The 24,514-nt window shown below is 73.9% G+C and carries 22 protein-coding genes; 12 read left to right on the top strand and 10 right to left on the bottom strand.

Annotated elements, in window-relative coordinates; translation table 11 throughout:
* Window positions 1-38: 38 nt before the first annotated feature.
* The 10 genes from ABT023_RS08785 to ABT023_RS08740 all read right to left on the bottom strand — a co-directional run bounded on the left by ABT023_RS08785 (window position 39) and on the right by ABT023_RS08740 (window position 10,512).
* A complete protein-coding gene (locus tag ABT023_RS08785; protein WP_350883228.1) occupies window positions 39-1,424 on the bottom strand; it encodes an FAD-dependent oxidoreductase in 1,386 nt (461 codons plus the stop codon).
* Entirely contained in the window at window positions 1,421-1,675 is a 255-nt protein-coding gene (locus ABT023_RS08780) for a (2Fe-2S)-binding protein (protein ID WP_350883226.1), read from the bottom strand. The genes ABT023_RS08785 and ABT023_RS08780 overlap by 4 nt, the downstream gene beginning before the upstream one ends.
* Window positions 1,662-2,810, bottom strand: a complete 1,149-nt coding sequence (locus ABT023_RS08775) for an NAD(P)/FAD-dependent oxidoreductase (protein ID WP_350883224.1) — start codon at window positions 2,808-2,810, stop codon at window positions 1,662-1,664. Before ABT023_RS08775 ends, ABT023_RS08780 begins: the two co-directional genes overlap by 14 nt.
* Window positions 2,807-4,219, bottom strand: a complete 1,413-nt coding sequence (locus ABT023_RS08770) for an aminopeptidase P family protein (RefSeq protein ID WP_350883221.1) — start codon at window positions 4,217-4,219, stop codon at window positions 2,807-2,809. The genes ABT023_RS08775 and ABT023_RS08770 overlap by 4 nt, the downstream gene beginning before the upstream one ends.
* Window positions 4,220-4,273: 54 nt before the next feature.
* Window positions 4,274-5,668: an aldehyde dehydrogenase family protein gene (locus ABT023_RS08765; protein ID WP_350883219.1), complete on the bottom strand. Its 1,395-nt coding sequence runs from the start codon at window positions 5,666-5,668 to the stop codon at window positions 4,274-4,276.
* Window positions 5,665-6,666 carry a proline racemase family protein gene (locus ABT023_RS08760; RefSeq protein WP_350883217.1) on the bottom strand — a complete coding sequence of 334 codons (1,002 nt, stop codon included), beginning with the start codon at window positions 6,664-6,666 and terminating at the stop codon, window positions 5,665-5,667. Before ABT023_RS08760 ends, ABT023_RS08765 begins: the two co-directional genes overlap by 4 nt.
* The gene (locus tag ABT023_RS08755) at window positions 6,666-7,559 is read right to left on the bottom strand and encodes a dihydrodipicolinate synthase family protein (RefSeq protein ID WP_350883215.1); all 894 of its coding nucleotides are present in this window, start codon (window positions 7,557-7,559) and stop codon (window positions 6,666-6,668) included. The genes ABT023_RS08760 and ABT023_RS08755 overlap by 1 nt, the downstream gene beginning before the upstream one ends.
* Before the next feature lie 146 nt (window positions 7,560-7,705).
* Entirely contained in the window at window positions 7,706-8,416 is a 711-nt protein-coding gene (locus ABT023_RS08750) for a GntR family transcriptional regulator (RefSeq protein ID WP_350883213.1), read from the bottom strand.
* Between the two features lie 253 nt (window positions 8,417-8,669).
* Window positions 8,670-9,311: a response regulator gene (locus ABT023_RS08745; RefSeq protein WP_350883211.1), complete on the bottom strand. Its 642-nt coding sequence runs from the start codon at window positions 9,309-9,311 to the stop codon at window positions 8,670-8,672.
* Window positions 9,298-10,512, bottom strand: a complete 1,215-nt coding sequence (locus ABT023_RS08740) for a sensor histidine kinase (protein ID WP_350883209.1) — start codon at window positions 10,510-10,512, stop codon at window positions 9,298-9,300. Before ABT023_RS08740 ends, ABT023_RS08745 begins: the two co-directional genes overlap by 14 nt.
* Window positions 10,513-10,683: 171 nt before the next feature.
* On the opposite strand from ABT023_RS08740, the gene ABT023_RS08735 reads away from it, so the two are divergent.
* The 12 genes from ABT023_RS08735 to ABT023_RS08680 all read left to right on the top strand — a co-directional run bounded on the left by ABT023_RS08735 (window position 10,684) and on the right by ABT023_RS08680 (window position 24,365).
* Window positions 10,684-11,772: an ABC transporter permease gene (locus ABT023_RS08735; RefSeq protein WP_350883207.1), complete on the top strand. Its 1,089-nt coding sequence runs from the start codon at window positions 10,684-10,686 to the stop codon at window positions 11,770-11,772.
* Window positions 11,769-12,452, top strand: coding sequence for an ABC transporter ATP-binding protein (locus ABT023_RS08730; RefSeq protein WP_350883205.1), 684 nt, complete (start codon window positions 11,769-11,771; stop codon window positions 12,450-12,452). The genes ABT023_RS08735 and ABT023_RS08730 overlap by 4 nt, the downstream gene beginning before the upstream one ends.
* A gap of 272 nt (window positions 12,453-12,724) precedes the next feature.
* Window positions 12,725-13,210 (top strand): hypothetical protein, encoded by a 486-nt coding sequence (locus ABT023_RS08725; protein ID WP_350883203.1) that lies wholly within the window; start codon window positions 12,725-12,727, stop codon window positions 13,208-13,210.
* A complete protein-coding gene (locus tag ABT023_RS08720; RefSeq protein ID WP_350883201.1) occupies window positions 13,207-13,374 on the top strand; it encodes a hypothetical protein in 168 nt (55 codons plus the stop codon). Before ABT023_RS08725 ends, ABT023_RS08720 begins: the two co-directional genes overlap by 4 nt.
* 208 nt (window positions 13,375-13,582) lie before the next feature.
* Window positions 13,583-14,584, top strand: coding sequence for a LacI family DNA-binding transcriptional regulator (locus tag ABT023_RS08715; protein ID WP_350883199.1), 1,002 nt, complete (start codon window positions 13,583-13,585; stop codon window positions 14,582-14,584).
* 142 nt (window positions 14,585-14,726) lie between these two features.
* Window positions 14,727-16,409 (top strand): ABC transporter substrate-binding protein, encoded by a 1,683-nt coding sequence (locus ABT023_RS08710; RefSeq protein ID WP_350883197.1) that lies wholly within the window; start codon window positions 14,727-14,729, stop codon window positions 16,407-16,409.
* Between the two features lie 89 nt (window positions 16,410-16,498).
* Window positions 16,499-17,593, top strand: a complete 1,095-nt coding sequence (locus ABT023_RS08705; RefSeq protein ID WP_350883195.1) for an ABC transporter ATP-binding protein — start codon at window positions 16,499-16,501, stop codon at window positions 17,591-17,593.
* Window positions 17,590-18,570: an ABC transporter permease gene (locus ABT023_RS08700; RefSeq protein WP_350883193.1), complete on the top strand. Its 981-nt coding sequence runs from the start codon at window positions 17,590-17,592 to the stop codon at window positions 18,568-18,570. Before ABT023_RS08705 ends, ABT023_RS08700 begins: the two co-directional genes overlap by 4 nt.
* A 3-nt stretch (window positions 18,571-18,573) precedes the next feature.
* Window positions 18,574-19,605, top strand: coding sequence for an ABC transporter permease (locus ABT023_RS08695; protein ID WP_350883191.1), 1,032 nt, complete (start codon window positions 18,574-18,576; stop codon window positions 19,603-19,605).
* Window positions 19,602-20,606, top strand: coding sequence for an ABC transporter ATP-binding protein (locus ABT023_RS08690; RefSeq protein WP_350883189.1), 1,005 nt, complete (start codon window positions 19,602-19,604; stop codon window positions 20,604-20,606). Before ABT023_RS08695 ends, ABT023_RS08690 begins: the two co-directional genes overlap by 4 nt.
* A 77-nt stretch (window positions 20,607-20,683) precedes the next feature.
* Complete coding sequence (locus ABT023_RS08685; RefSeq protein ID WP_350883342.1) at window positions 20,684-22,066, top strand: GH1 family beta-glucosidase; 1,383 nt, start codon at window positions 20,684-20,686, stop codon at window positions 22,064-22,066.
* A gap of 397 nt (window positions 22,067-22,463) precedes the next feature.
* On the top strand, window positions 22,464-24,365 hold the full coding sequence (locus ABT023_RS08680) for a ricin-type beta-trefoil lectin domain protein (RefSeq protein ID WP_350883187.1): 1,902 nt from the start codon (window positions 22,464-22,466) through the stop codon (window positions 24,363-24,365).
* The last annotated feature ends 149 nt before the right edge of the window (window positions 24,366-24,514 follow it).

The raw sequence follows: 24,514 nt of genomic DNA, 5'->3' as shown, positions 1-24,514 counted from the left end.
CGGGCGGGCCGCAGCGGTCAGTTCCCGGGCAGGAGCGGTCAGTCGCCGGCGGCCAGGTGGCCGAGCGTGACCGGCTGCGCGACCGGGCGGGTGGCGAACCCGGCCAGATCCGCCCCGGTGACGGCGCGGCCGGCCGCCCGCGCGGTCAGGCAGGCGGTGGCGTAACCACACGTGCGCCCCTGGCACCAGCCCATGCCGGCCCGGGTCATCAGCTTCGCGCCCCGCGCGTCGGCGGCGGACAACTCCCGCACCGCCTGCCGTACCGCCCCGACCGGCACGTCCTCGCAGCGGCAGACCAGCGTGTCGTCGGCGCACCGGTCCGGCCAGCCGGCCGGCACCGGGTGCACCGCGTGCAGCGCCGAGGCGAACCGGCGCAGCCGGCGCCGGGTCCGCAGCAGCCGGCCGTGCCGCCGGCCCGACCAGGGCAGCGGGCGGCCGAGGGACAGCGCCGCGCCGGCACCGGCCAGCTCCCCCTCCACCAGCGCGAGCCCGGCCCCGCCCACCCCGGTCACCTCACCGGCGGCGTACACCCCGGGCACCGAGGTCGCCTGCGCCGCGTCGACGGTGAGCACCAGGCTCCCGTCCCCGTCGAGCCGGGTCGCGCACCCCAGGGCCAGGCCCAGCTCCACCTGCGGGGTGAAGCCGAAGCCCACCGCGAGCCCGTCGCACTCCAGCTCGGACTCGGTGCCGGCCAGCACCGCGCCGCCGGCGTCGACGGAGGCGAGGGTGACCCCGGTCAGCCGGTCGGTGCCGTGCGCGGCCACCACCACGGTCCGACGCCGGTACGGCACCCGGTGCCGCAGCATCCGCCAGCCGTACCGCCCCGCCTCGGCGAGCTTGCCCGCCGCACCGGCGACCGGGCGGAGTTGGCGGGCGTACCCGAGCGGGTCGTTCGCCTCGCAGACGCCGACCACGACGCTGCCGGCGGCGGCCAGGCCGGTCGCGACGGGCAGCAGGAACGGGCCGGTGCCGGCCACCACGACCCGGCGCGCGAAGCTCACCCCCTGCCCCTTGAGCAGGGCCTGGGCGCCGCCGGCCGTGACCACCCCGGGCAGGTCCCAGCCCGGGAAGGGCACCACCCGGTCGTGCGCGCCGGTGGCCACGACCAGCCGCCGCCCGTACACCGTCCCGGCGCGGGTGTGCACCGCGAAACCCGGCTCACCGGCGGTGGTGTCGGCCTCCACGAACCAGACGGCGGCGTCGGCCCGGTAGGTGACCCGGCCGAGCTGGTCGCGCAGCCGGGTGAACGTCTGCCAGTCGGGGTGGCCGGACCCGTCGGCCCCGGGGCGGTGCCGCCAGAACTGCCCGCCCGGCCGCGCCGCGGCGTCCAGCACCACCACCAGGCAGCCGGCCCGCGCCGCGCCGGCCGCCGCGGCCAGCCCGGCCGGGCCGGCGCCGACCACCACCACGTCGTACCCGGTCATTCCCGCTCCTCGCCGTCGTCCTGGCTGTCGACCACGTCGCCCGGGCGGGCCACCACCAGGCAGGCCCGCTGCGCCGGCACCCCGTTGACCCTGACCAGGCAGTCGAAGCAGACCCCGATGCCGCAGAAGACGCCCCGGGGGCGGCCCTCGACCCGGCTGCGCCGCCAGGAGTTGATCCCGGCGGCGAGCAACGCGGCGGCGATGCTCCGCTCCCCGTCGCTGGGCACCGGCCGGCCGTCAAACGTGAACATCGTGGCGCTCCGGGGCGAACGGTCGGAGGTCCACCTGTGGGTGACGCCCGGTCAGCAGGGCCGCGACGGCGTGCCCCGTCGCCGGGGCGAGCCCGATCCCGGCGCCCTCGTGGCCGCAGGCGTGGAACAGGCCCGGCACCCGGGGGTCGGCCCCGATCATCGGCAGGTGGTCGGGGCTGTACGGCCGGAACCCCCGGTACGCGCGGATCACCGACACCGAGGCGAGGACCGGGAAGAGACGCACCGCCCCGGCCGCGAGCCGGCGCAGGGCCGACAGCGGGACGGTCCGGTCGAAGCCCACCCGCTCCCGGGTGGAGCCGATCAGGACGGTGCCCGCCCGGGTTCCCTCGACCACCGGGGAGACCTCCAGCCCTTCGGAGCCGCGCCCGACGCCTGCGACGTAGCCGGCCGCGTACACCTTGTGCCGGATCAGCGGCGGCAGCGCCTCGGTGACCAGGACGAACCCGCGTCGGGGCAGGACCGGCAGCCCCACCCCGGCCAGGCCGGCGATCCCGGCGGCCCACACCCCGGCGGCGTTGACCACCGCCGGGGTGGGCAGCGATCCCCGGTCGGTGACCACGCCCCGGATCGCGCCGGACGCGTCGCGCCGCAGGCCGGTCACGGTAGTCCCGGTCAGCACCGGCACCCCGGCCGCGCGTAGCAGGTGCGCGGCGGCCAGCATCGGCTGGACCTGCATGTCCTGCGGGTAGTGCAGACCACCGGCGAGGTCCCGGGCCAGGTGCGGTTCGTGCTCGGGCAGCGCGTCGGCGGGCACCTCCGCCACCTCGACCCCGGCGGCGCGCTGGCCGGCGGCGAACGCCCGCAGCGCGGTGTGCTCCGCCGCCGAGGCGGCCACCACCAGCCCGCCCTTGCGTTCCAGCTCGATCCGCTCGCCACCCAGGGCGTCGCCCAGCTCGTGCCAGAGCCGCACGGAGTGCCGGGCCAGCGTCAGCTCCGGCCCGGGCGGCTTGTCCGAGAGCAGGATGTTGCCCTCCCCGGCCCCGGTGGTGCCGCCGGACACCCCGGCCCGGTCGACCACCGTCACCGCCAGCCCGGCCCGCGCCGCGTAGTAGGCGCAGGCCGCGCCGACCATTCCCGCCCCGATGACGACGACGTCCGCGCCGGTGACGCTCATGACCCGATCCGGTGCATCCACGCCTCGACGTCGTCGGCCCGGCGGGGCAGGCCGTCGGAGAGCACCCGGTAGCCGTCGTCGGTGATCAGGATGTCCTCCTCGATGCGGAAGCCCAGGCCGCGCAGTTCGACCGGGATCAGCTCGTCGTCCGGCTGGAAGTACAACCCCGGTTCCACGGTGAGCACCTGCCCGGCCGCGAGCCGACCGTCCAGGTAGGCGTCGGCCCGGGCGGCGGCGCAGTCGTGCACGTCCAGACCGAGCATGTGGCCCGACCCGCACAGGGTCCACCGCCGGTACAGGCCGGACTCCTCCGCCAGCGCCTGCTCCGGCGGGCAGGGCAGCACCCCGAGGTCCGCCAGCCCGTGCGCCAGCACCGTCATCGCCGCCCGGTGGAACGCCCGGAACTCCACGCCCGGCCGCAGGCAGTCCAGCGCGGCGTCGTTCGCCCGCCGACACAGCTCGTACAGGTCCCGTTGCAGGGGGCTGAACCGGCCGGAGACCGGCAGCACCCGGGTGATGTCGGCGGTGTAGAGCGTCCGCGTCTCCACCCCGGCGTCGAGCAGCAGCAGGTCCCCGTCGCGGACCGGCCCGTCGTTGTCGGTCCAGTGCAGGGTCGCCGCGTGCGCGCCCGCCGCCACGATCGAGTGGTAGCCGACGTCGTTGCCCTCCAGTCGGGCCCGCTGCCAGAACACCCCCTCCAGGTGGCGCTCGGAGGTGCGCATCGCCGTCGGCAGCGCCCGGACCACGTCCTCGAAGCCCCGGGTCGTGATCGCCACCGCCTCCTCCAACTGGGCGATCTCCCACTCGTCCTTGACCAGGCGGAGCTCGGCCAGCACGGAGGCGAACTCCGCATCAGCGCCCCCGGCTCGGCCGGGCACCAGGGTCTCGACGTGCCCGTCGACGCCGCGCAGCACCCGGGTCGGCGCGGCCACGGCCACCGCCTCGGCCAGCTCGGCGACGTGCCGGGTCGGCAGCCCCAGCCGCCGGCTGCTCTCCCCCAGCGTCGGGCGCCGACCGGCCCACAGCTCGCCGTAGACCCGGTCCCGGAAGAACTCGCCGTCGGCGCGGCCGGAGCGGGGACGCAGGAAGAGCGTCGCCTCCCCGTCCGGCTCGACCACCAGCACCCCGTCGGAGGACTGGTCACCGGTCAGCCAGGCGTAGGCCGAGTGCGGCCGGAACCGGTGGTTCTGGTCGTTGGCGCGCCGCTGGTAGCTGCCGGCCGGCACCACCAGCCGCTCACCGGGGAACATCCGGTGCAGCCGGGCGCGGCGCGCGGCAGCCCAGTCGGCCACCTCGTCGACCGGCAGGTCACGGTGCTCGGTGTCCGCCCAGCCGGTCAGCATGAACTCCTCGAGCGCGGAGCTGACCGGCAGGTCGTGGCTGCCGGTACGCAGGTCGGTACGGGTCACAGCGACTCCTTCACAGGACGGGGTGGGGGCTGTCGGGTGGGGGCGGTGGCCCGGTCACGGCTCCGACGGGGCCGCGAAGGTGACGGTGCGGGTGGCGGTGTAGAAGTCCAGGGCGGCGGTGCCCTGCTCGCGCGGGCCGTAGCTGGACGCCTTCTCGCCGCCGAAGGGCGCGTGGAAGTCCACCCCGGTGGTCGGCGCGTTGACCCGGACCAGGCCGGTGTCGAGGCCACGTACGGCGTGCAGCAGCGCCCCGACGTCCCGGCCGTGCACCGAGGTGACCAGGCCGTGGCGCACGCCGTTGGCCAACTCGACGGCGCGGGCCAGGTCCGGCGCGGACAGCACGGTCGCCAGCGGGCCGAAGGTCTCCTCCTGGGCCACCGGGTGGGTCGGGTCGACGCGGTCCAGCAGCACCGGTGCGACGAAGAAGCCGTCCCCGGTCCCGGGCCCGCCCCCGGTGAGCACCCGCGCCCCGGCCTCCCGCGCCGCCGTGACGGCGTCGCGCATCCGGGTCCGGGCGGCGGCGCTGATCACCGGGCCGGCGGCGACCGCCGGGTCGGCGGGATCACCGACCCGGACCGCCTCGACCGCCGCCACCAGCGCCTCGGTGAACTCCACGGGGTCACCCACGACCACGATCCGCCGGGTCGCGGTGCACTTCTGCCCGGCGTACCCCATGGCGGCGCCGGCCAGCAGCGCGGCGGTCGGGCCGGGGTCGGCGTCGGGCAGCACCACGGCGGCGTTCTGGCCGCCCATCTCCGCCTGCACCGGCAGGCCGGCGCGGGCGGCGGCGACCGCGACCTCCGCGCCGACCGAGGCGGAGCCGGTGAACGAGACGACGTCGCTCGCCGCGACGACCGCGCGCCCGGTCTCCGGCCCACCCTGCACGACCTGAAGCAGCCCGTCCGGCAGCAGCCCGTCGAACAGCCGCTGCACGGCCTCGCCGCAGGCCACTGCGTCGGGGGAGGGCTTGAGCAGCACCGCGTTGCCGGTGGCAAGGGCCGGGGCGGCCTTCCACAGCGGGATGGCCAGGGGGAAGTTCCACGGGGTGAGCAGCCCGGCGACGCCACGTGGCCGGCGTTCGGTGTAGAGCAGGCCGGGCTGGTCCGGCGGCAGGGACGGTGGCAGCAGCTCGCCGGTGGCGGCGAGGCACGCCTGCGCGTAGTAGTCCAGGATCGCCGCGCCCCGGGCCACCTCGGCGCGGGCCTCGCCGACCGGCTTGCCCACCTCGCGGACGATCAGGTCGGCGAGCACGTCGGCCCGCTCCCGCAGCCGGTCGGCGGCGGCCCGCAGGGCGGCGACGCGGCCGGCCGCCGGCTCCCGGCACCAGCCGGCCTGCGCGGTACGGGCCCGCGCGGCCAGCGCCCGGACCTGGTCCGGGGCGACCGCCGCCCGCTCGGCGACCAGTTCGGTGGGGCGCTGCGGGGAGCAGCTACGGATCAGTTCGCTCACAGCTGGAATCCTGCCGGGAAGGGGTCATCGGGGTCGAGGAAGAACTGTGCCGTGCCGGTCAGCCAGGCCCGCCCGGTCACCGTAGGCACCACCGCCGCAGTGCCCGCGACCGTGGCGGTGTCGACCAGGCGGCCGACGAACCGGGTGCCGAGCAGCGACTCGTTGGTGAAGTCCCGCTCCAGCGGGAGCAGCCCCCTGGCGTGCAACTGCGCCATCCGGGCCGAGGTGCCGGTGCCGCAGGGCGACCGGTCGAACCAGCCCGGATGGATCACCATGGCGTGCCGGGAGTGCTGCGCGTCGGAGCCCTCCCCGGCCAGGTACACGTGGCGGCAGCCGGAGATCTCCGGCTGCTCGGGGTGCACCGGCCGGTCGGCGTCGTTGATCGCCGTCATGATGGCCAGGCCCGCGTCGAGCAGCCGCTGCCGGTCGCCCCGGTCCAGCCGCAGTCCCACCTCGGCGAGGTCCACGATGGCGTAGAAGTTGCCACCGTAGGCCAGGTCGTAGCGGACCCGGCCCAGGCCGGGCACCTGCACCGAGGCGTCCAGCGCCACCACGAAGGAGGGCACGTTGCGGATGGTCACCGCGGTGGCGCGACCGCCGGTCACGGCCACCGACGCCACCACCAGCCCGGACGGGGTGTCCAGCCGTACGGTGGTGACCGGCTCGGTGACCTCGACCATCCCGGTCTCGACCAGCACGGTCGCCACCCCGATCGTGCCGTGGCCACACATCGGCAGGCAGCCGGACACCTCGATGTAGACCACGCCGACGTCGGCGTCCGGCCGGGTCGGGGGTTGCAGGATCGCCCCCGACATCGCCGAGTGGCCCCGGGGTTCGTACATCAGGAAGGTCCGCAGGTGGTCGAGGTGCGCGATCAGGTGTTCCCGGCGCTGGGCCATGGTGGCCCCCGGAATCACCGGGACGCCGCCGGTCACGACCCGGGTGGGCATCCCCTCGGTGTGTGAGTCGACCACGTGGATCACCCGGCTGCTGCGCATCAGCGGTGACCCGCCGCGAGCAGCCGTTCGGTGGTCTCCCGGATGGCCGTGGCGACCGTCGGCGACAGCGGCCGGCGCGGCTGGCGGGTGGGCCCGCCCGGACGGCCGGCGACGTCCATGGAGAGCTTGATCGCCTGGACGAAGTCGGGGCGGGAGTCCCAGCGCAGCAACGGGTGCAGCGTGCGGTAGAGCGGCAGTGCGGTTGCCAGGTCCCCGGCGACGGCAGCCTGGTAGAGGCGGACGCAGCTGGCCGGGACGGCGTTCTGGTAGCCGCCGATCCAACCGACCGCCCCGCCGAGCAGGAGTTCGAGGGACACGTCGTCGGCACCGGCCAGCAGGTCGAGGCCGGGGGCGAGCTCGGCCAACTCGTACGCCCGGCGCACGTCGCCGCTGAACTCCTTGACCGCGACGATCAGGCCCTCGTCGTACAGCCGGCGCAACAGGGCCGGGGTGAGGTCGACCCGGGTGTCCAGCGGGTTGTTGTAGGCCACCACCGGCAGGCCCGCCTTGGCCACCTCGCGGTAGTGCGCCACCACGGCGTCGTCGTCCGCCCGGTAGGCGGTGGGCGGCAGCAGCATGACGGCCGGACAGCCCGCCTCGGCGGCCTGGTCGGCCCAGCGCCGCGCCTCGTCCGCGCCGTACGCCGACACGCCGGGAACCACCGAGAAGCCGGGCGGGGCCGCCGCGACCGCGGTGCGCACGACCTCCGTGCGTTCGGCCGCGGTGAGCGCCTGATACTCGCCGAGCGAGCCGTTCGGCACGACGCCCTGGCAGCCGTTCTCGGCGAGCCACCGCACGTGCGTGGCGTAGGCCTCGTGGTCGACGACCAGGTCGGGAAGCCGGAACGGCAGTGCGGTGGCCACCAGGACGCCCCGCCACGGAATCTGTTCCACCGAACCTCCAGTAGTATGTTACATGGCACCGTAGCACGGTCGACGAGGCCGACCAATAGCCATGAATGGCTCCTCCGCCAGGCGCAGGCACGCCGCCCCGGCTCGCGGGTGGTGCTGGGCGAGGGCGGCGCGGAGCCGCCACGCCGCTACTGCTCGGGCCGGGCGGCCCAGATTCCCCGTACGTGTTGCAGGTGCCGGCGCATCAACGCGACGACCGCCGGCCGGTCCGCCGCCTCCAGCAGGTCCACGAGCTGGACGTGCTCGTCCGCCGAGCCGACCAGCTGGCCGTTCTTGACCAGCCCGTCCAGCCCGTACAGCCGGGTGCGGTTACGCAGGTCGGCCACGGTCTCCACCAGCCGCAGGTTGCCACCGGCGCGCAGCAGGGTCAGATGGAACGCGCTGTCCGCCTCGATGTACGCGACGACGTCGCTCCGGCTCGCGGCGGTCACCACGGCCTCCGCCAGGGCCCGCAGTTCCCGGAGTTGCTCCTCGCCGAGCCGGCCCACCTGGTCGGCCACCACCGGGATCTCCAGCAGCTCGCGGATCTCGGTGATCTCGTCGAGCTCCCGATCGGAGAGGGACTTGATCCGGAAGCCCTTGTTCTTGACGATCGTGATCAGACCCTCCTTGGCCAGATCGAGAATCGCCTCCCGCACCGGCGTCGGGGAGACGCCGAACTGGACCGCCAGGGTCGGCGCCGAGTAGATGGTGCCGGGCCGGATCTGGCCCGCCACGATCGCGGCGCGGAGCGCCTGGGCCACCTCCTCGCGCAGGCTCAGCCGGCCCTGCAGGGCCACCAGCGCCAGCCCCGACCCGGCGGCGCCGGCACCCCCTCCTGCCTGCCAGTCCACTGTCACGACCACTCCCACCCCGGCTCGTCCGCCCGCGTCACGACCCACCACGCCCGGCGTCACCGCCGGGTCTCCCGGGGCCGACCGGGCCGGCCGGACGACGATCGGCGACCGGTCCGCCGGCGCGTGCTCACCCGCCGACAGTACGCGCGCTGGAGGATGCAGCTTACCGACCGGCCCGCACCGGGCCAGGTGGCCGCCGACGGCCCACCGGCCCGGGACCGGCAGGGAGCACGGTCGGGGCTCGGGCCCCACCGGCTCAGCGACGGATGAGGCCGAGATCCGTCGCCGCCGCGACGGCGGCGGTACGGGAGTCGACGCCGAGCTTGGCGTAGACGTGGGCCAGGTGGGACTTGACGGTGCCCTCGGTGAGGTGCAGCCGCTGGCCGACGGCCTGGTTGGACAGCCCCTCGGCGACCAGGGCGAGAACCTCGATCTCGCGTCTGGTCAGGGCGGCCCTGGGGGCGCGCAGCCGGTTCATGAGCCGGTCGGCGACGGTGGGAGCCAGGGTGCTGCGGCCGGCGGCGGCGGTGCGCACGGCGGCGGCCAGGTCCTCGGGCGGGGCGTCCTTGAGGAGATAGCCGGTGGCGCCGGCCTCGATGGCGGGCACGACGTCGGCGTCCGTGCCGTAGGTGGTGACGATCAGGACCCGGGGGGCTCCGGGCCGGGCGGTGATCGCGGCGGTGGCCTCGGCCCCGTTCATCCCCCTGCCGAACTGCAGATCCATCAGGACGACGTCGATGTCACCCTCGGCGGCGCGGGTGACGGCGGCCTCGGCGGTGGCCGCCTCGGCCACGATGGTGAAGCCGGGCTCGGTCTCCAGCACCGCGCGCAGCCCGGCCCGCACCACCGGGTGGTCGTCGGCCAGGAGCAGCCGGATGAGCGACTCAGTCCCGGTCACGGGCGGTCCCGGCGGCGGTGAGCGGGAGTTGGGCGGCCAGGGCGGTGCCGCGGCCGGTCGCGGACTCGATGGTGAGGGAGCCACCCAGGGCGTCCACGCGGGCGCGCATGGCGGCCAGACCGAAGCCGCCGTGGGGCGGGCCTGCGGTGGACGGCAGGTCGTGGGCGAAGCCGGCTCCGTCGTCGACGACGTCGACGGCGACGCGGTCGCCGAGATAGCTGAGGGTGACCTCGGCGTGGACGGCGTGGGCGTGCCGGACGGTGTTGGACAGGGCGGACTGGGCGATGCGCAGCAGGGCGACCTCGTGCGCGGTGGGCAGTGGCACGGGATCACCGGTGAGGTGGAAGCGGGCGGTGAGCGGGTGGCGGGTGGAGGTGGTGGCGCACAGGCGTTCCAGGGCGCCGGCCAGGGTGGTGCCCTGCAGGGTGGGCGGGGTGAGCGCCGCGACGAAACGGCGGGCCTCGGCGAGGTTGTCCACGGCTGCCTGACGGGCCTGGTCCACGTGGCGGGCGGCGGCGTCGGGCCGGCCGGGCAGGGCGCGTTCGGCGGCCCGCAGCAGCAGTTGGATGCTGGACAGCCCCTGGGCGAGGGTGTCGTGGATCTCGCGGGCCAGGCGTTCGCGTTCGGCGAGCACACCGGCGGCGTGCTGGGCCTCGGCCAGGTCGGCGCGGGTGGTGGTGAGTTCCTCGATCAGCTTCCGGCGCTGCTCGCTCTCCCGGTACAGCGCCTGGTACCCCCAGACCACCGCCACTGCCACGGCCGCCCCGAGGGTCGGGCCGACCGCGATGGCCAGGGTGAAGGCGCCGGCGTGGGCGGCGAAGGCCACGACGGCCGCAGCGGCGGTGGCGACGACCGCGACCAGGCCGACGCGGCGCGGCAGGAGGTGGAGCTGGAGGAAGTACAGCGGAAAGGCGACCCAGATCCCGTCGGGCGACAGGGCCAGCAGCACCAGCCACAACGCGCCGACGGCGGCCAGCCACACTGCGGCGGCGCCGCGGTCGGCGCGGACGCGCGGCAGCAGTCGGCCGGCCGCGTACACCACCGCCGTCGCGGCGGCCGTCACGACGACGGCCGTGGACCGCGGCGCCCCGTCGGCCACGGACCGGGCCGCGGCCAGGGCGAGCAGGCCGACGATCAGCAGGTGCAGGCACCACGCCAGGGTGCGGGTGGTGGGGATCGGCGCGGGGGCGGTCGTGTTCACGGTCCTTCCAGCCTAGGAGACGGCGACCCGCCGGCGCGTCGATCGAAAGTTAGAGACCGCCTGCCACCTTCCGACCCGAGAACTGGCCCCCTGCGCCAGATGTCCTGACCGGGGACCGGCTGCGACGGTGGACGGGTACCGCTTCCATCAAATGAAAGTGCAGGTCAGAGCATGTTTGTCGCCTGGAGGGACCTCAGGTTCGCCAAGGGGCGGTTCGCCCTGGTCGGGGCCGTCATCGTGCTGATCACCCTGCTGGTCGGGCTGCTGTCCGGGCTGACCGCCGGACTGGGCCAGCAGAACGTCTCCGCGATCACCGGCCTGCCCGCGAACAGGATCGCCTTCGAGCCTCCGAGCGGCGGGCAGGACCTGTCCTACGCCAACTCGACGGTCACCGAGGAGCAGTGGCGGCAGTGGGCCGGAGCCCCCGGCGTCACGAGCGCCGAACCGCTCGGGATCACCACGACCAAGGCCACCGCCGGGAACAGGAGCGCCGGCGTGTCCGCCTTCGGCGTCCGGCCCGGCGCCTCGTTGGCCCCGGACAGCGACAAAATCGATGATGACTCGGCGGTGCTGTCCCGCAACGCCGCCGACGAACTCGGGCTCGGGCCCGGCGACGCCCTCAGCGTCGCCGGCCACCCGCTGACCGTCGCGGCCGTCAGCGGTGACGCCTCCTTCAGCCACACCCCGGTGATCTGGATCAGCCTCGACGCCTGGCGGAAGATCACGCCCGCCGTCGGCGACGACCACAGCCCCAGCGCCACCGTCATCGCCCTGGACACCACCTCCGGCGTCGACGTGAAGGCCACCGACGAGGCCGCGGGCACCAGGACGGTCTCCACGAGCAGTTCGCTGTCCGCCATCGGCTCCTACTCCTCCGAGAACGGCTCGCTGCAGCTGATGCGCGGCTTCCTGTTCGCCATCTCCGCCCTGGTCATCGGTGCCTTCTTCACCGTGTGGACGATCCAGCGCAGCGCCGATGTCGCGGTCCTCAAGGCCCTGGGCGCCTCCACCGCCAACCTGCTGCGCGACGCGCTCGGCCAGGCCGTCGTCCTGCTCACCGGCGGCACCCTCGTCGGCACGCTCGTCGCCGTCGCGCTGGGGGCCCTCCTCGGCGGCACCGCCGTGCCGTTCCTGCTCACCCCCGCCACCGTCCTCACCCCCGCCGCGGTGATGATCGTCCTCGGCGCGCTCGGGGCCGCCCTGTCCATCCGACGGATCACCTCCGTCGACCCGCTGACCGCCCTGGGGAGCGCCCGATGAGCCTCAACCTGACCGACATCACCCTCACCTACCCGGACGGGGACAGCCGCCTCACGGCCCTGGACCACGTCACGCTGGACGTCCCCAAGGGCACCCTGACCGCCGTCATCGGCCCCTCCGGCTCCGGGAAGTCCAGCCTGCTCGCCGTCGCCGCCACCCTGATCACCCCCGACTCCGGCACCGTCACCGTCGACGGCACCACCACGACCGGCATGACCCGCGGCGAACTCACCGACCTGCGCCGCCACAAGATCGGCATCGTCTTCCAGCAGCCCAACCTGCTGCCCTCCCTCACCGCCGCCGAACAGCTCCAGGTGATCGCCCACCTCGACGGCCGCTCCCCCACCCGGGCGCGCGGTCGCGCCATGGAACTGCTCGACGCCGTCGGCCTGGCCGCCCAGGCCGACCGCCGCCCCCACCAGCTCTCCGGCGGCCAGCGCCAGCGGGTCAACATCGCCCGCGCCCTGATGAACGACCCCACCGTCCTGCTGGTCGACGAACCCACCAGCGCCCTCGACCACGAACGCGGAGCGGCCGTCATCGACCTGATCACCCGTCTCACCCACCGGCAGGCCACCGCCACCGTCCTGGTCACCCACGACCGCACCCTGCTCACCGCCGTGGAACAGGTCGCCGAGGTGGACGACGGGTGCCTGCGGCTGCCCGCCCAGGCCCGCTGAGCACCACCCGGCCGGCAGCATCGAGAGCGTTCGAACTCCAGCCACCCGCGCCGGTCAACGCGGACGGACCGCGAGGCGCGTCTTCCCGCCTGTCCGGACACGGACGGAGCGCGGTCGGACATCTGCCGGTGAGCGGTGCCGCACGGAGGGCCTGACCGACGGGCCGGTGGTGTCGGGAAACCGTTGCGGCGTCACGTGTGCCGATCGACCAATATAGAGGCATGGTGTGGCTGGAGCACGACGATCGTGCGGGGGATGTCAGGGTTCGGGACGTGGTTCGCGATGTCGTCACGGAGGTCGCCCCGTCCGAGTTGCCGGTCGTGACGGGGCTGGCGGCCTTCGACGACGCCGTGGTGGTGCGCCGGTTGGGCCGGCGGTCCCGGCGGCGTGAGCCGCTGGGGTTCGGTCTGGGCGAGATCGTGCCGCTGGTGACCGCGGTGGTGTGGCTGGTGCTGGACCAGGCGGCACAGCAGGCGGCGGGCTCGGTGGCGGACCGCGCGGGCAGGGGCGTGGGTGCCCTCTGGCGCAGGTTGTTCCGCCGCGGCTCCCCGGCCGTGGTCGTCCCCGCGCTGACCCCGGCACAGCTCGCCGAGGTGCATCAACAGGTGATCGAGGTGGGCGTCCGGCAGGGTCTGGAGAGGGAACGGGCGGCGGCGGTCGCCGACGCGGTGCTCGCCAGGCTGGTGCTGGCGTCGCCCGAGCACGGGGGACAGGGACGGCTCGGTCCGGGCGACGCGGTCGGCGGCGACCAGGGTTGACGACGACGCCCGGCGCCGCCCGGCCGCGGGTCGCCGGGCTGGTGCCGGCCGCCGGCACGACCGCGCGGTTCGGCCTGCTGATCGTGGTCAGCAGCAGCGGGATGCCGCGGGTCGTCATCGCCGGGCTGTTCGACTCCGACCAGTCGTTGCCGTGGTGGGGCTGAGGCCGCAGCGCCCGGCCGGGCGTCGACCGCCCCGTCCGGCGTAGGCCAGGCATCGACGTACCGCTTCTTTAAGATCTTGAAATTAGCCATGTTTCGTTACCTGGGCGTTATTGACGTGGCCCGCGTCACTCCGGTTGACTGCGACCGGAACCGCTTCCGCAACCGGTTCCGAAACACTCCCTCAACACCTCCGACCCGGGAGCGTCACGTGCCGATCACCATCGCCGACGTCGCCATCCGGGCGGGGGTGAGCAAGACGACCGTCTCTCGGGTCCTCAACGGCAAGGGCGAGCTCGGCCAGGCCACGGCGGCCCGGGTCCGCGCCGTGATCAAGGAACTGGGCTACGTGCCCAGCGACCGCGCCGTCGGGCTGGCCCGGGGCCGGGCCCGGGTGGTCGGCATGCTGGTCCCCTCCCTCACCTGGCCATGGATGGGCGAGGTGCTCCAGGGAGCGGTCGACGTGGTGGAGAGCGAGGGCTACGGCCTGCTGCTGTTCACCTGCAACCGGGGGGACGAGTCGATGCGGCGGTTCGCCTCCCAGGTCTCCGCGAAGTCCTTCGACGGCCTGCTGGTGGTCGAGCCGGAGGGCACCCTGGACTACATCACCGCGCTGCACGACCGGGGACTGCCGGTGATCCTCATCGACGACCGGGGACACCAGCCGCAGTTCCCCTCCGTCCGGACCACCAACCGGGCCGGCGCCCTGGCCGCGGCCGAGCACCTGCTCGCCCTCGGCCGGCACCGCCCCCTGGTCGTCACCGGCCTGCACCGGTTCGGCTGCACCGGCGAGCGACTGGACGGCTTCGCCGAGGGCTACGCCCGGGCCGGCCTGCCGCTGGACCCGAGCCTGGTGGTCGAGGGCGACTTCACCCTCGACTGCGGGCGGGCTGCGGCGCAGCGGCTGCTGGCGGCCGGTACGCCCTTCGACGCCGTCTTCGCCCACAACGACCTGTCCGCCGCCGGGGCACTCCAGGCGCTGCGCGCCGCCGGCCGCCGCGTCCCCGAGGACGTGGCGGTCGTCGGCTTCGACGACCTGCCCCTGGCGGCGCACACCCACCCCCCGCTGACCTCCGTGCACCAGCCGTTGCGCCAGATGGGCGAGGCCGCCGCCCGCGCCCTCATCGCCCACTTCGACGGCACCCCGCTGCCCGACGCACCGACCGTCATACCCACCACGTTCACCGTCCGTGGCTCGACCACCGGGTCCTGAGCCGGCCGCACCACCCGCAACCCGAGAGACACACCATCCACGCCACCGGTCGGGGCTTCGAGCCGACCGGGCGCGACACCGCACACCCTTGCCCCCACCACCGACCCCGCGCCCGCAGCGGGGAGCATCGAGGGAGACCACCATGAGAAGACGCCAGTTCGTCGCCGTCGCGCTGGCCGGCGCGATCGCCGCCACCGGGACCGCGTGCAGCGAGACCGCGAACACCCGGAACCGGGACAAGGCCGGCAGCGGCGCGACCGTGCTCAACGTCGGCATGCCCAACGGCCCGCAGACGGAGAACCACAACCCGTTCCTGACCACCTCGTCGGCGGCGTCGCTGGGCTACCGGTGGCAGATCTACGAGCCGCTGATGATGTGGAACCCGGTCAAGCCCGCCGATCCGTTCAAGCCGTGGCTGGCCACGAAGGCCGAGTGGACCGCGGACTACCGCTCGGTCACCGTCACCCTCCGGGACAACGCCACCTGGTCCGACGGCAAGCCGGTCACCGCCGCCGACGTCGCGTTCACCTACAACCTGCTCAAGGCCAACGAGGCGCTCAACATCGCGGCCACCCCGTACACCTCGATCACCACCGCCGGCAACCAGGTGACCCTCGGCTTCGCCTCGCCGCAGTTCGTCAACCAGCAGAAGATCATCGCCCAGGTGCCGATCGTTCCGCAGCACATCTGGTCGGCGATCAAGGACCCGGGCACCAACGTCAACAAGAACCCGGTGGGCAGCGGCGCGTACACGCTCACGTCGTTCACCCCGCAGACCACCACCCTGACCGTGCGCACCAGCGGCTACTGGCAGGAACTGCCGAAGGTCAAGGAGCTGCGCTACACCTCGTTCACCGACAACAACGCGCAGACCACGGCACTGGCCAACGGCGAGTCCGAGTGGAGCTTCGTCTTCATCCCCAACGTCAAGACGGTGTTCGTCGGCAAGGACCCGGCCAACCACAAGGTCTGGGCGCCGCCGGTGCTCGGCATCCACGGCCTGTACATCAACACCACCCGTAAGCCGTTCGACAACCCCGCCCTGCGCCGGGCGATGAACATGGTGGTCAACCGGGAGGACATCTTCCAGCAGGCCTCGGCCGGGTACTTCCACCCGGTGGTGACCAGCGTGACCGGGCTGCCGAGCCCGGCCGGCGACGCCTACGTCGCCGCCGAGTTCAAGGGCCAGCAGCAGCGGATCGACGTCGACGGCGCGAAGAAGGTGCTCACCGAGGCGGGCTTCCGGTACGCCGGCGAGAAGCTGGTCGACCCGAGCGGCAAGCCGGTCACCCTCACCCTGACCGACCCGTCCGGCTGGTCGGACTACCAGACGAGCCTGGAGATCGTGAAGGACAACCTGTCCACCATCGGCATCACCGCCACCGTGGAGAAGGCCAACCAGGACGCCTGGTTCCGCAACGTCGAGGAGGGCCGGTTCGACGCGACCTTCCGGTGGACCAACGGCGGCGCGACCCCGTACGACATCTACCAGACGGTGATGGACGGCCGGCTGCTCAAGCCGATCGGCAAGGCCTCCCCCGCCGGCAACTTCGGCCGCTTCGACAACCCGCAGGCCACCGCCGCGCTCGCCGCGTACGCCAACGCCACCGACGACGCCGCCCGCACCGCGGCCCTGGCCACGCTCCAGAAGGTCTTCGTCGAGCAGACGCCGATCATCCCGGTCGGCGCGGACAACGTCGGGGCCGCGTACAGCACGAAGAACTGGACCGGCTGGCCGGACGACGCGAACGCCTACGGCGCGGGGCAGCCGACCCAGCCCAACGCGGCGGACGTCGTGCAGCACCTGCGGCCCGCCGGATCCTGAGCCGGGCGCCGGTGGCCCGGGCGGTCCACCCTCCGCCCGGGCCACCGGCGGCCACGCCGCGACCATCCCTGAACAGACAGGAACCCGGCATGACGACGCCCACCCCGTCGGCCCCGGCCGCCGGCGAGGAGGTGCTGGAGGCGATCGGCCTGACCAAGCACTTCCCCGTCCGCAGGCGGCTGCGCGGCCTGTTCTCCCGTACCCGAACGGCCGTGCACGCGGTCGACGACGTGCAGCTGACCCTGCGCCGCGGCCGGGTCACCGCCCTGGTCGGCGAGTCCGGCTCCGGCAAGTCGACCGTCGCCCGGCTGCTCGCGCAGCTCTATCCGCGCACGGCGGGCACCATCGCGCTGCACGGCGAGCCGGTCACCGTCCGAGGTGGGCGGCCGTTCCGGGCGTATGCCCGGCGGGTCCAGCTGATCTTCCAGGACCCGTTCGCGTCGCTGAACCCGGTGCACACCGTGCGCTACCACCTGACCCGGGCGCTGCGTGTGCACGGCAACGCCGGCCGCACCGAAGCCGACCTCGACGCCGCGCTGCGGCGGCTGCTCGAACGGGTCCGGCTCACCCCGGCCGAGCGCTACCTGGACTCGTTCCCGCACGAGCTGTCCGGCGGGCAGCGGCAGCGGGTCGCCATCGCCCGTGCGCTCGGGGCCGACCCGGAGGTGCTGCTCGCCGACGAGCCGGTGTCCATGCTCGACGTGTCGATCCGGCTCGGCGTGCTCAACCTGCTGCGCGAGCTCAAGGAGCGGTTCGACCTGGCGATCCTCTACATCACCCACGACATCGCCTCGGCCCGCTACTTCGCCGACGAGACGCTGGTGATGTACGCCGGCCGCCTGGTCGAGGGCGGGGACAGCGAGACGGTCACCCAGCGCCCGGCGCACCCGTACACCCGGCTGCTGATCGGCTCGGCGCCTGACCCGGACCGGATCACCGGCGACGGCGGGGCGGACGTGGCCGAGCGCGGCGACGGCGAGCCGCCCAGCCTGATCCGGCCGCCCGCCGGCTGCCGGTTCCACCCGCGCTGCCCGGTGGCCCTGCCGCGCTGCGCCGAGGAGCTGCCCCCGAGGCTGACCGTCGGCGACCACGACGGGCACTGGACGGCCTGCTGGCTCTACCACCCCGACGTCACCGGGGCCGGCGCGGCGGCGGCGACGGTGGGCAGGGAGGCCAGCCGATGATCTTCCTGCTGCGGCGCGTCGCCTTCTACCTGTTCACCGCCTGGGCGGCGCTGACCATCAACTTCTTCATCCCCCGGATGATCCCCGGCGACCCGGTGAAGTCGCTGGTCTCCCGCTTCCAGGGGCAGCTCAGCACCGACGCCATCCACTCGCTGTACGTGCTGTTCGGCCTCGACTCCGACGACAGCCTGTGGGACCAGTACGTCGACTACTGGCGACAGCTCGCCCACGGCGACCTGGGGCTGTCGTTCACGGCGTTCCCGTCGCCGGTGTCGGAGGTCATCGGCGACGCGCTGCCCTGGACCCTCATCCTGGTCGGCGTCACCACCGCGGTCAGCTTCGTGCTCGGCACCGGGCTCGGGGTGCTGGCCGGCTGGCGGCGCGGCTCCTGGGTGGACGGGCTGCTGCCGGTCACCACGTTCCTGTCCTCGGTGCCGTACTTCTGGCTGGGCCTGGTGGCGATCGCGGTGCTGGCCGGGCCGGGCAGTTTCTTCCCGTCCTCCGGCGGCTACGAGCCGGGCCTGGTCCCCGCCCTGGACAGCATCTTCCTGGGCAGCGCGGTGCAGCACAGCCTGCTGCCCGCCGCCACCATCCTGATCTCCTCGATGAGCGGCTGGATCCTCAGCATGCGCAACATGATGGTCACCGTCGCCGCCGAGGACTACATCACGGTGGCGCACGCCAAGGGCCTGCCCGAGCGGCGGGTCGCGATGAGCTACGCGGCGCGCAACGCGCTGCTGCCCAACGTCGCCGGGTTCGCCCTGTCGCTCGGGCTGATCGTCGGCGGCACCCTGCTCGTGGAGATCGTCTTCTCGTACCCCGGGCTCGGATTCCTGCTCTTCCGGGCCGTCAGCGCCAAGGACTACCCGCTGATGCAGGGCATCTTCCTGGTCATCACGCTGTCGGTGCTGGTGGCCAACCTGCTCGCCGACGTGGTGTACCTGTTCCTCGACCCGCGTACCCGCAAGGAGGGCTGAGCCGTGAGCATTCCCACCTCCAGCGTGGAGCAGGTCATCCCGGAGCAGGGCGCGATGGCGCAGCCCAGCGTCCGGCCGGGCCGCCGTCGTCGGCTGCGGTTCGTCAGCGGCGGCAAGGCCGCCACCGGGCTGGCCGTGGTCGCCGGGTACCTGCTGCTCGCGGTGATCGGCCCGTGGATCGCACCGTACGACCCGGACGCCCGCAGCGCCGACCTGCTCCAGCCGCCGTCGGCGGCGCACTGGTTCGGCACCACCCACCTCGGACAGGACGTGTTCAGCCAGATCCTGGTCGGCACCCGCGGGGTGATGCTGGTCGGCCTGACCGCGGGCGTGGTGGCCACCGTGCTGTCCGTCCTGGTCGGGGTGACCGCCGGTTACCTCGGCGGGCTCGCCGACGACGGCCTGTCCGCGTTGTCCAACGTGTTCCTGGTGATCCCGGCGCTGCCGCTGATCATCATCGTCACGTCCACGGTCGAGGGGGCCGGCGACCTGGTCGTCGCCCTGGTCATCGGGCTCACCTCGTGGGCCTGGGGCGCCCGGGTGCTGCGCGCCCAGACGCTGTCGCTACGCCGGCGCGACTACGTGGAGGCCGCGCGGGCCACCGGCGAGCACACCTGGCGGATCATCGGCTTCGAGATCCTGCCGAACCTCACCGCGATCATCGCCTCGGGCTTCGTCGGCACGGTGATCTTCGCGGTCATGTCGGAGATCACCCTGGCCTTCATCGGCATCTCGTCGGTCTCGTCGTGGAACTGGGGCACCATCCTGTTCTGGGCGCAGAGCCAGCAGGCCCTGGCGCAGGGCGCCTGGTGGTGGTTCGTGCCGGCCGGGCTGGCCATCGCGCTGCTCGGCACCGCCCTGGCGCTGATCAACTTCGGCATCGACGAGTTCGTCAGCCCCCGCCTGCGCAGCGCCGGGCGGTCCCGGATCCGCACGGCCGACGGGCGCACCGTGCGGATGCGGGTGGGCTTCACCCCGGTGCTGGCGCCCCGGCCGGCGTCGCCGCCCGGACAGCGAAAGGAGGCCGGTCGATGAGCGAACCGGTGCTGGAGATCCGTCGGCTCAGCGTCGACTACGGCCTCGGCGACTCGGCCGTGCGCGCCGTCCGCGAGGTCGACCTCACCCTGCACCGGGGCGAGGTGCTCGGCCTGGCCGGGGAGAGCGGCAGCGGCAAGTCCACCCTGGCGTACGGGCTGACCCGGCTCCTCCCGCCACCCGGGGTGATCAGCGGCGGCGAGGTGGTCTACCACCCCGTCGACGGGCCCCCGGTCGACGTGCTCACCCTGTCCCCCGCGCAGCTGCGGGCGTTCCGCTGGGCGGAGACGTCGATCGTGTTCCAGGGGGCGATGAACTCCCTCAACCCGGTGCACAAGGTCTCCACCCAGCTCGTCGACGTGATCAGGGCGCACCAGCCGGCGCTGAGCCGCCCGGCCCGGCTGGCCCGGGCCCGGGAGCTGCTGCGGCTGGTCGGCATCTCCGCCGACCGGCTGGACAGCTACCCGCACCAGCTCTCCGGCGGCATGCGGCAGCGGGTGATGATCGGCATGGCGCTGGCCCTGGAGCCGCAGGTCGTCATCATGGACGAGCCGACCACCGCCCTGGACGTGGTGATGCAGCGGCAGATCCTCAGCCAGCTCGCCGAGCTGCGCGAACGGCTCGGCTTCGCGGTGCTGTTCATCACCCACGACCTGTCGCTGCTGGTGGAGTTCTCCGACCGCATCGCCATCATGTACGGCGGCCGGATCGTCGAGCAGGCCCCGGCCGCGCAGCTGTACGGCGCGGCGCTGCACCCGTACACCGACGGGCTGCTGCACTCCTTCCCCGCCCTGCGCGGGCCGCGCCGGGAGCTGACGGGCATCCCCGGCTCCCCGCCGGACCTGCGCGCGATGCCCGAGGGGTGCGCGTTCCACCCGCGCTGCCCCCGGGCGGTCGAGCCGTGCGACAGCCGGCTGCCGACGCTCGGCCCGCCGGCCGGCGACCCGGGCCGGGCGGTCGCCTGCTGGCTGCACCCGGCCGACGAGGCGGTCGCCCGGTGACCGGGCACCTCCCCGGGCCCGTTCCCGCGTACCGACCCACCGTCGCACCGAGGAGCAGCGGGGAGTCCACCGCCGCCGTGCCGGCGTTCGACCCGATCGACACCCTCCCAACTTCCTTCCGCTGGGGGGTGGCCACGTCGGCGTACCAGATCGAGGGCGCGGTCGCCGAGGACGGGCGGTCGCCGTCGATCTGGGACACCTTCTGCCGGGCCCCCGGGGCGGTGGCCGGCGGCGACACCGGCGACGTGGCCTGCGACCACTACCACCGGATGCCGCAGGACGTGGCCCTGATCGCGGACCTGGGCGTGGACACGTACCGGTTCTCGGCGGCCTGGCCCCGGGTGCAGCCGGGCGGGCGCGGCCCGGCCAACCCGGCGGGCCTGGCCTTCTACGACCGGCTGGTCGACGAGCTGCTCGGCCGGGGCGTCGACCCGTGGGTCACGCTCTACCACTGGGACCTGCCGCAGGAGCTGGAGGACGCCGGCGGCTGGCCGGCGCGGGACACCGCCTACCGGTTCGCCGACTACGCGATGCTGGTCTTCGACGCCCTCGGCGACCGGGTACGGACCTGGACGACGCTGAACGAGCCGTGGTGCTCGGCGATGCTCGGCTACGCGTACGGCGAGCACGCCCCGGGCCGCCGCGACCTCGGCGACGCCATCGCGGCGGCGCACCACCTGCTGCTCGGCCACGGGCTGGCGACCCGGCGGATCAGGGCGGCGGCCACCGGGCCGGTCGAGGTGGGCATCACGCTGAACCTGGGCACCGCCGAACCGGCCACCGACAGCGCCGCCGACCGCGACGCCGCACGGGCCGCCGACGGGCTGGGCGCGCGGCTCTACCTGGACCCGCTCGTGCACGGCCGGTACCCCGACGACGTGCTGGCCGACCTGGCGGCCGACGGGGTGACGGTCCCGGTGTGCGACGACGACCTGGCGGTCATCGCCGCACCGCTCGACGTGCTCGGGGTCAACTACTACTTCGGGCAGGTCTTCTCCGGGGTGGACGCCGACGGCCGGGACCGGGACGTCGACGGCCGGCCGGTGCGCCGGGTGGTGCCCCGGGGCCGGCCCCGCACGGCGATGGGCTGGGAGATCGTCCCGGAGTGCTTCACCGACCTGCTGCTGCGGATCAGCCGCGACTACCCCGGCCTGCCGATGGTCATCACCGAGAACGGGGCGGCGTTCGACGACCGTCCGGACGCGCGCGGCTTCGTCGCCGACGACGACCGGGTGGACTACCTCGCCGAGCACCTGCGCGCGGTGGCCCGGGCCCGGCGGGCCGGCGCGGACGTGCGCGGCTACTTCGCCTGGTCGCTGCTGGACAACTTCGAGTGGGCGTACGGCTACGACAAGCGGTTCGGCATCGTCCGGGTCGACTACCACACCCAGGAACGCGTCCCGAAGCGCAGCGCGCTGTGGTTCCGCGACACCGTCCGGCGGGTGCGCGGGCGGGGCTGAGCGGCCGGGGGCCGGGGCGCGGGCGGCGCCCCGGTCGACGTTCATTGACATGCATGAGTCCGGGGGTTACGGTGCGCCCAGGAAAGCGCTTTCACATGCGATTTCCTGGGCTCCCCGCCCGCCCCGGAGGTTCCCCCACCATGCGTAGACGACGCCGCCGCCCCGCCCCTGTCCATGCCGGCCCGCTGCTTTTTTCAATGCTTGACATAAGAGTTACGACAGTGTTTCCTCAGTCATGGCCGTCGATGAATTGCCGGGCAGGGCCGGGCGACGGCAACTCTGGCGACGGTCGCGGCACGCCGGCCGCACCGCCCACCCCGTCCCGGTGCCGGCAGACAGGTCCACGCCCCGCACGGGCGTACCGCCGGACACCGCCGCCCGTCGAAGGGAGCACTCCGTGTCCCTCACCCCACCCACCACCCACCGCTCGCCGGCCCGCGCCGCGCTGGCGGGAGCCCTCACACTCTGCCTGACAACCGGCATCCTGACCCTCACGGCCTCGACCGCGCAGGCCGCCGGTGAGAGCGTGAACGTCTGGCTCACCACCACCTCCGACGCCGGCGGACGTGCCGTCACCCGCGGGCTGCAACAGCAGGCCCCGGTGAGCTTCGCGGCGTCCAGCGGCGGGGCCACGCACACCGTCACCGTCGACGAGAACACCCGCTACCAGCCGTTCGAGGGCGCCGGAGCGTCGATCACGGACACCACCGCGTACCTGCTGCGCGGCGGCCCGGTCAGCGCGGCCACCCGCGACGAGGTGATGCGCAAGCTGTTCAGCCCCACCGACGGCATCGGGCTGTCCTTCGTCCGCAACCCGATCGGGGCCTCCGACCTGTCCCGCCCGGGGCACGTCTCCCTCGACGACACCTGCTGCGACCTCACCGACTTCGGCGCCAACGGCTACGACACCAACGTCGAGCTGCTCACCGCCCAGGCCAAGCAGCTCAACCCCGCCCTGCGGGTCAAGGTCGTGCCGTGGAGCGCGCCCGGCTGGATGAAGGACAACGGCCGGATGGACCAGATGGGCTGGCTGAAGTCCCAGTACTACGCCACCTACGCCCAGTACTTCGTCAAGACCGTCCAGGCGTACGCGGCGCGCGGCGTGAAGGTCGACTATCTCTCGGTACAGAACGAGCCGAACTGCTGCCAGTCGGGCAACCCGACGGCGATGGACTACCCCGGGATGAGCTGGAACTCCTCCGGTCTGGCCGAGCTGACCAAGAACTTCGTCTACCCGGCGTTCCGGGCCGCCGGCATCACCACGAAGGTGCTGGTGCACGACTGGAACTACGGCGACTACGCCACCATGGGCGCCGGGGTGCTCGGCGACGCCGCCGTCCGCAACGACCCGCTCTTCGGCGGGATCGCCTGGCACGGCTACTTCGGTGACCCGGCGGTCGGCAGCCAGGTGCAGGGCCAGTACCCGTCGGTGCCGCAGTTCAGCACCGAGCACTCCGGCGGCACCTGGATCGGCAACCAGCACAACGAGGACATGGTCGACATCGTCAACTACGCCCGGAACTGGAGCCGGAGCATCGTCAAGTGGAGCCTGGCGCTCAACCAGAACATGGGCCCGCACAACGGCGGCTGCGGCACCTGCACCGGCCTGATCACCGTGCAGGAGGGCGGCTCCCGCGCCGGCCAGGTCGACTACACGATCGAGTACTACACCACCGGGCACCTGACCAAGTTCGTCCGGCCCGGGGCGCAGCGGATCGCCTCCACCGCCAACGGCACCGTGCAGAACGTCGCCTACCGCAACCCCGACGGCACCAAGGCGTTGCTGGCCCACAACGGCGGCACGTCCGCCCAGTCGGTGAAGGTGGTCTGGGGCGGGCAGTCGTTCACCTACACCCTGCCGGCCCGCACCACCGCCACGTTCACCTGGTCGGGCACCCCGTCCGGGCCCGGGACGCCCACCGGGCCGATCACCGGCCTCGGCGGCAAGTGCCTGGACGTCACCGACAACAGCAGCGCCGACGGTGCCGCGGCGCAGATCTGGAGCTGCGCCGGCAGCGCCAACCAGACCTGGACCCGCGCCTCCGACGGGACGCTACGGTCGCTGGGCAAGTGCCTCGACGTCTCCGGCGGCGGCACCGCCGACGGCACGAAGGTGCAGCTGTGGGCCTGCAACGGCAGCCCGGCGCAGCAGTGGACGTGGACCTCCGGACGGGACCTGGTGAACCCGCAGGCGAACAAGTGCCTCGACATCACCGGCAACACCTCCGCCGACGGCACGAAGACGCAGATCTGGTCGTGCACCGGCGGGGCCAACCAGAAGTGGAACCTGCCGGCCTGACGGCCCCTACGGTCGGCGGCGCCCGGGACAGGGCGCCGCCGACCGGGGCGGGCGGTCCGGCGAGCACGTTCACCGAGTCGATCACCGTTCATCGCCGTCCGCCCTCCGCGTCGACCGCCGGCAGATCGCTCATCGTGCCGGGCGCGGAC

Origin of the sequence: Micromonospora sp. NPDC002296, from assembly GCF_040296145.1 — a bacterium.
In the GTDB taxonomy this organism is placed as follows: Bacteria; Actinomycetota; Actinomycetes; order Mycobacteriales; family Micromonosporaceae; genus Micromonospora.
Note: the sequence above shows the minus strand (reverse complement) of the source record. Positions and strands in the feature narration are given on the sequence as shown.

Excerpts from the sequence above, each read along its gene's own strand:
- ABT023_RS08785 (WP_350883228.1), bottom strand. The coding sequence starts at position 1,424 with ATGACCGGGTACGACGTGGTGGTGGTCGGCGCCGGCCCGGCCGGGCTG.
- ABT023_RS08780 (WP_350883226.1), bottom strand. The coding sequence starts at position 1,675 with ATGTTCACGTTTGACGGCCGGCCGGTGCCCAGCGACGGGGAGCGGAGC.
- ABT023_RS08775 (WP_350883224.1), bottom strand. The coding sequence starts at position 2,810 with ATGAGCGTCACCGGCGCGGACGTCGTCGTCATCGGGGCGGGAATGGTC.
- ABT023_RS08760 (WP_350883217.1), bottom strand. The coding sequence starts at position 6,666 with ATGCGCAGCAGCCGGGTGATCCACGTGGTCGACTCACACACCGAGGGG.
- ABT023_RS08735 (WP_350883207.1), top strand. The coding sequence starts at position 10,684 with ATGTTTGTCGCCTGGAGGGACCTCAGGTTCGCCAAGGGGCGGTTCGCC.
- ABT023_RS08730 (WP_350883205.1), top strand. The coding sequence starts at position 11,769 with ATGAGCCTCAACCTGACCGACATCACCCTCACCTACCCGGACGGGGAC.
- ABT023_RS08710 (WP_350883197.1), top strand. The coding sequence starts at position 14,727 with ATGAGAAGACGCCAGTTCGTCGCCGTCGCGCTGGCCGGCGCGATCGCC.
- ABT023_RS08705 (WP_350883195.1), top strand. The coding sequence starts at position 16,499 with ATGACGACGCCCACCCCGTCGGCCCCGGCCGCCGGCGAGGAGGTGCTG.
- ABT023_RS08700 (WP_350883193.1), top strand. The coding sequence starts at position 17,590 with ATGATCTTCCTGCTGCGGCGCGTCGCCTTCTACCTGTTCACCGCCTGG.
- ABT023_RS08690 (WP_350883189.1), top strand. The coding sequence starts at position 19,602 with ATGAGCGAACCGGTGCTGGAGATCCGTCGGCTCAGCGTCGACTACGGC.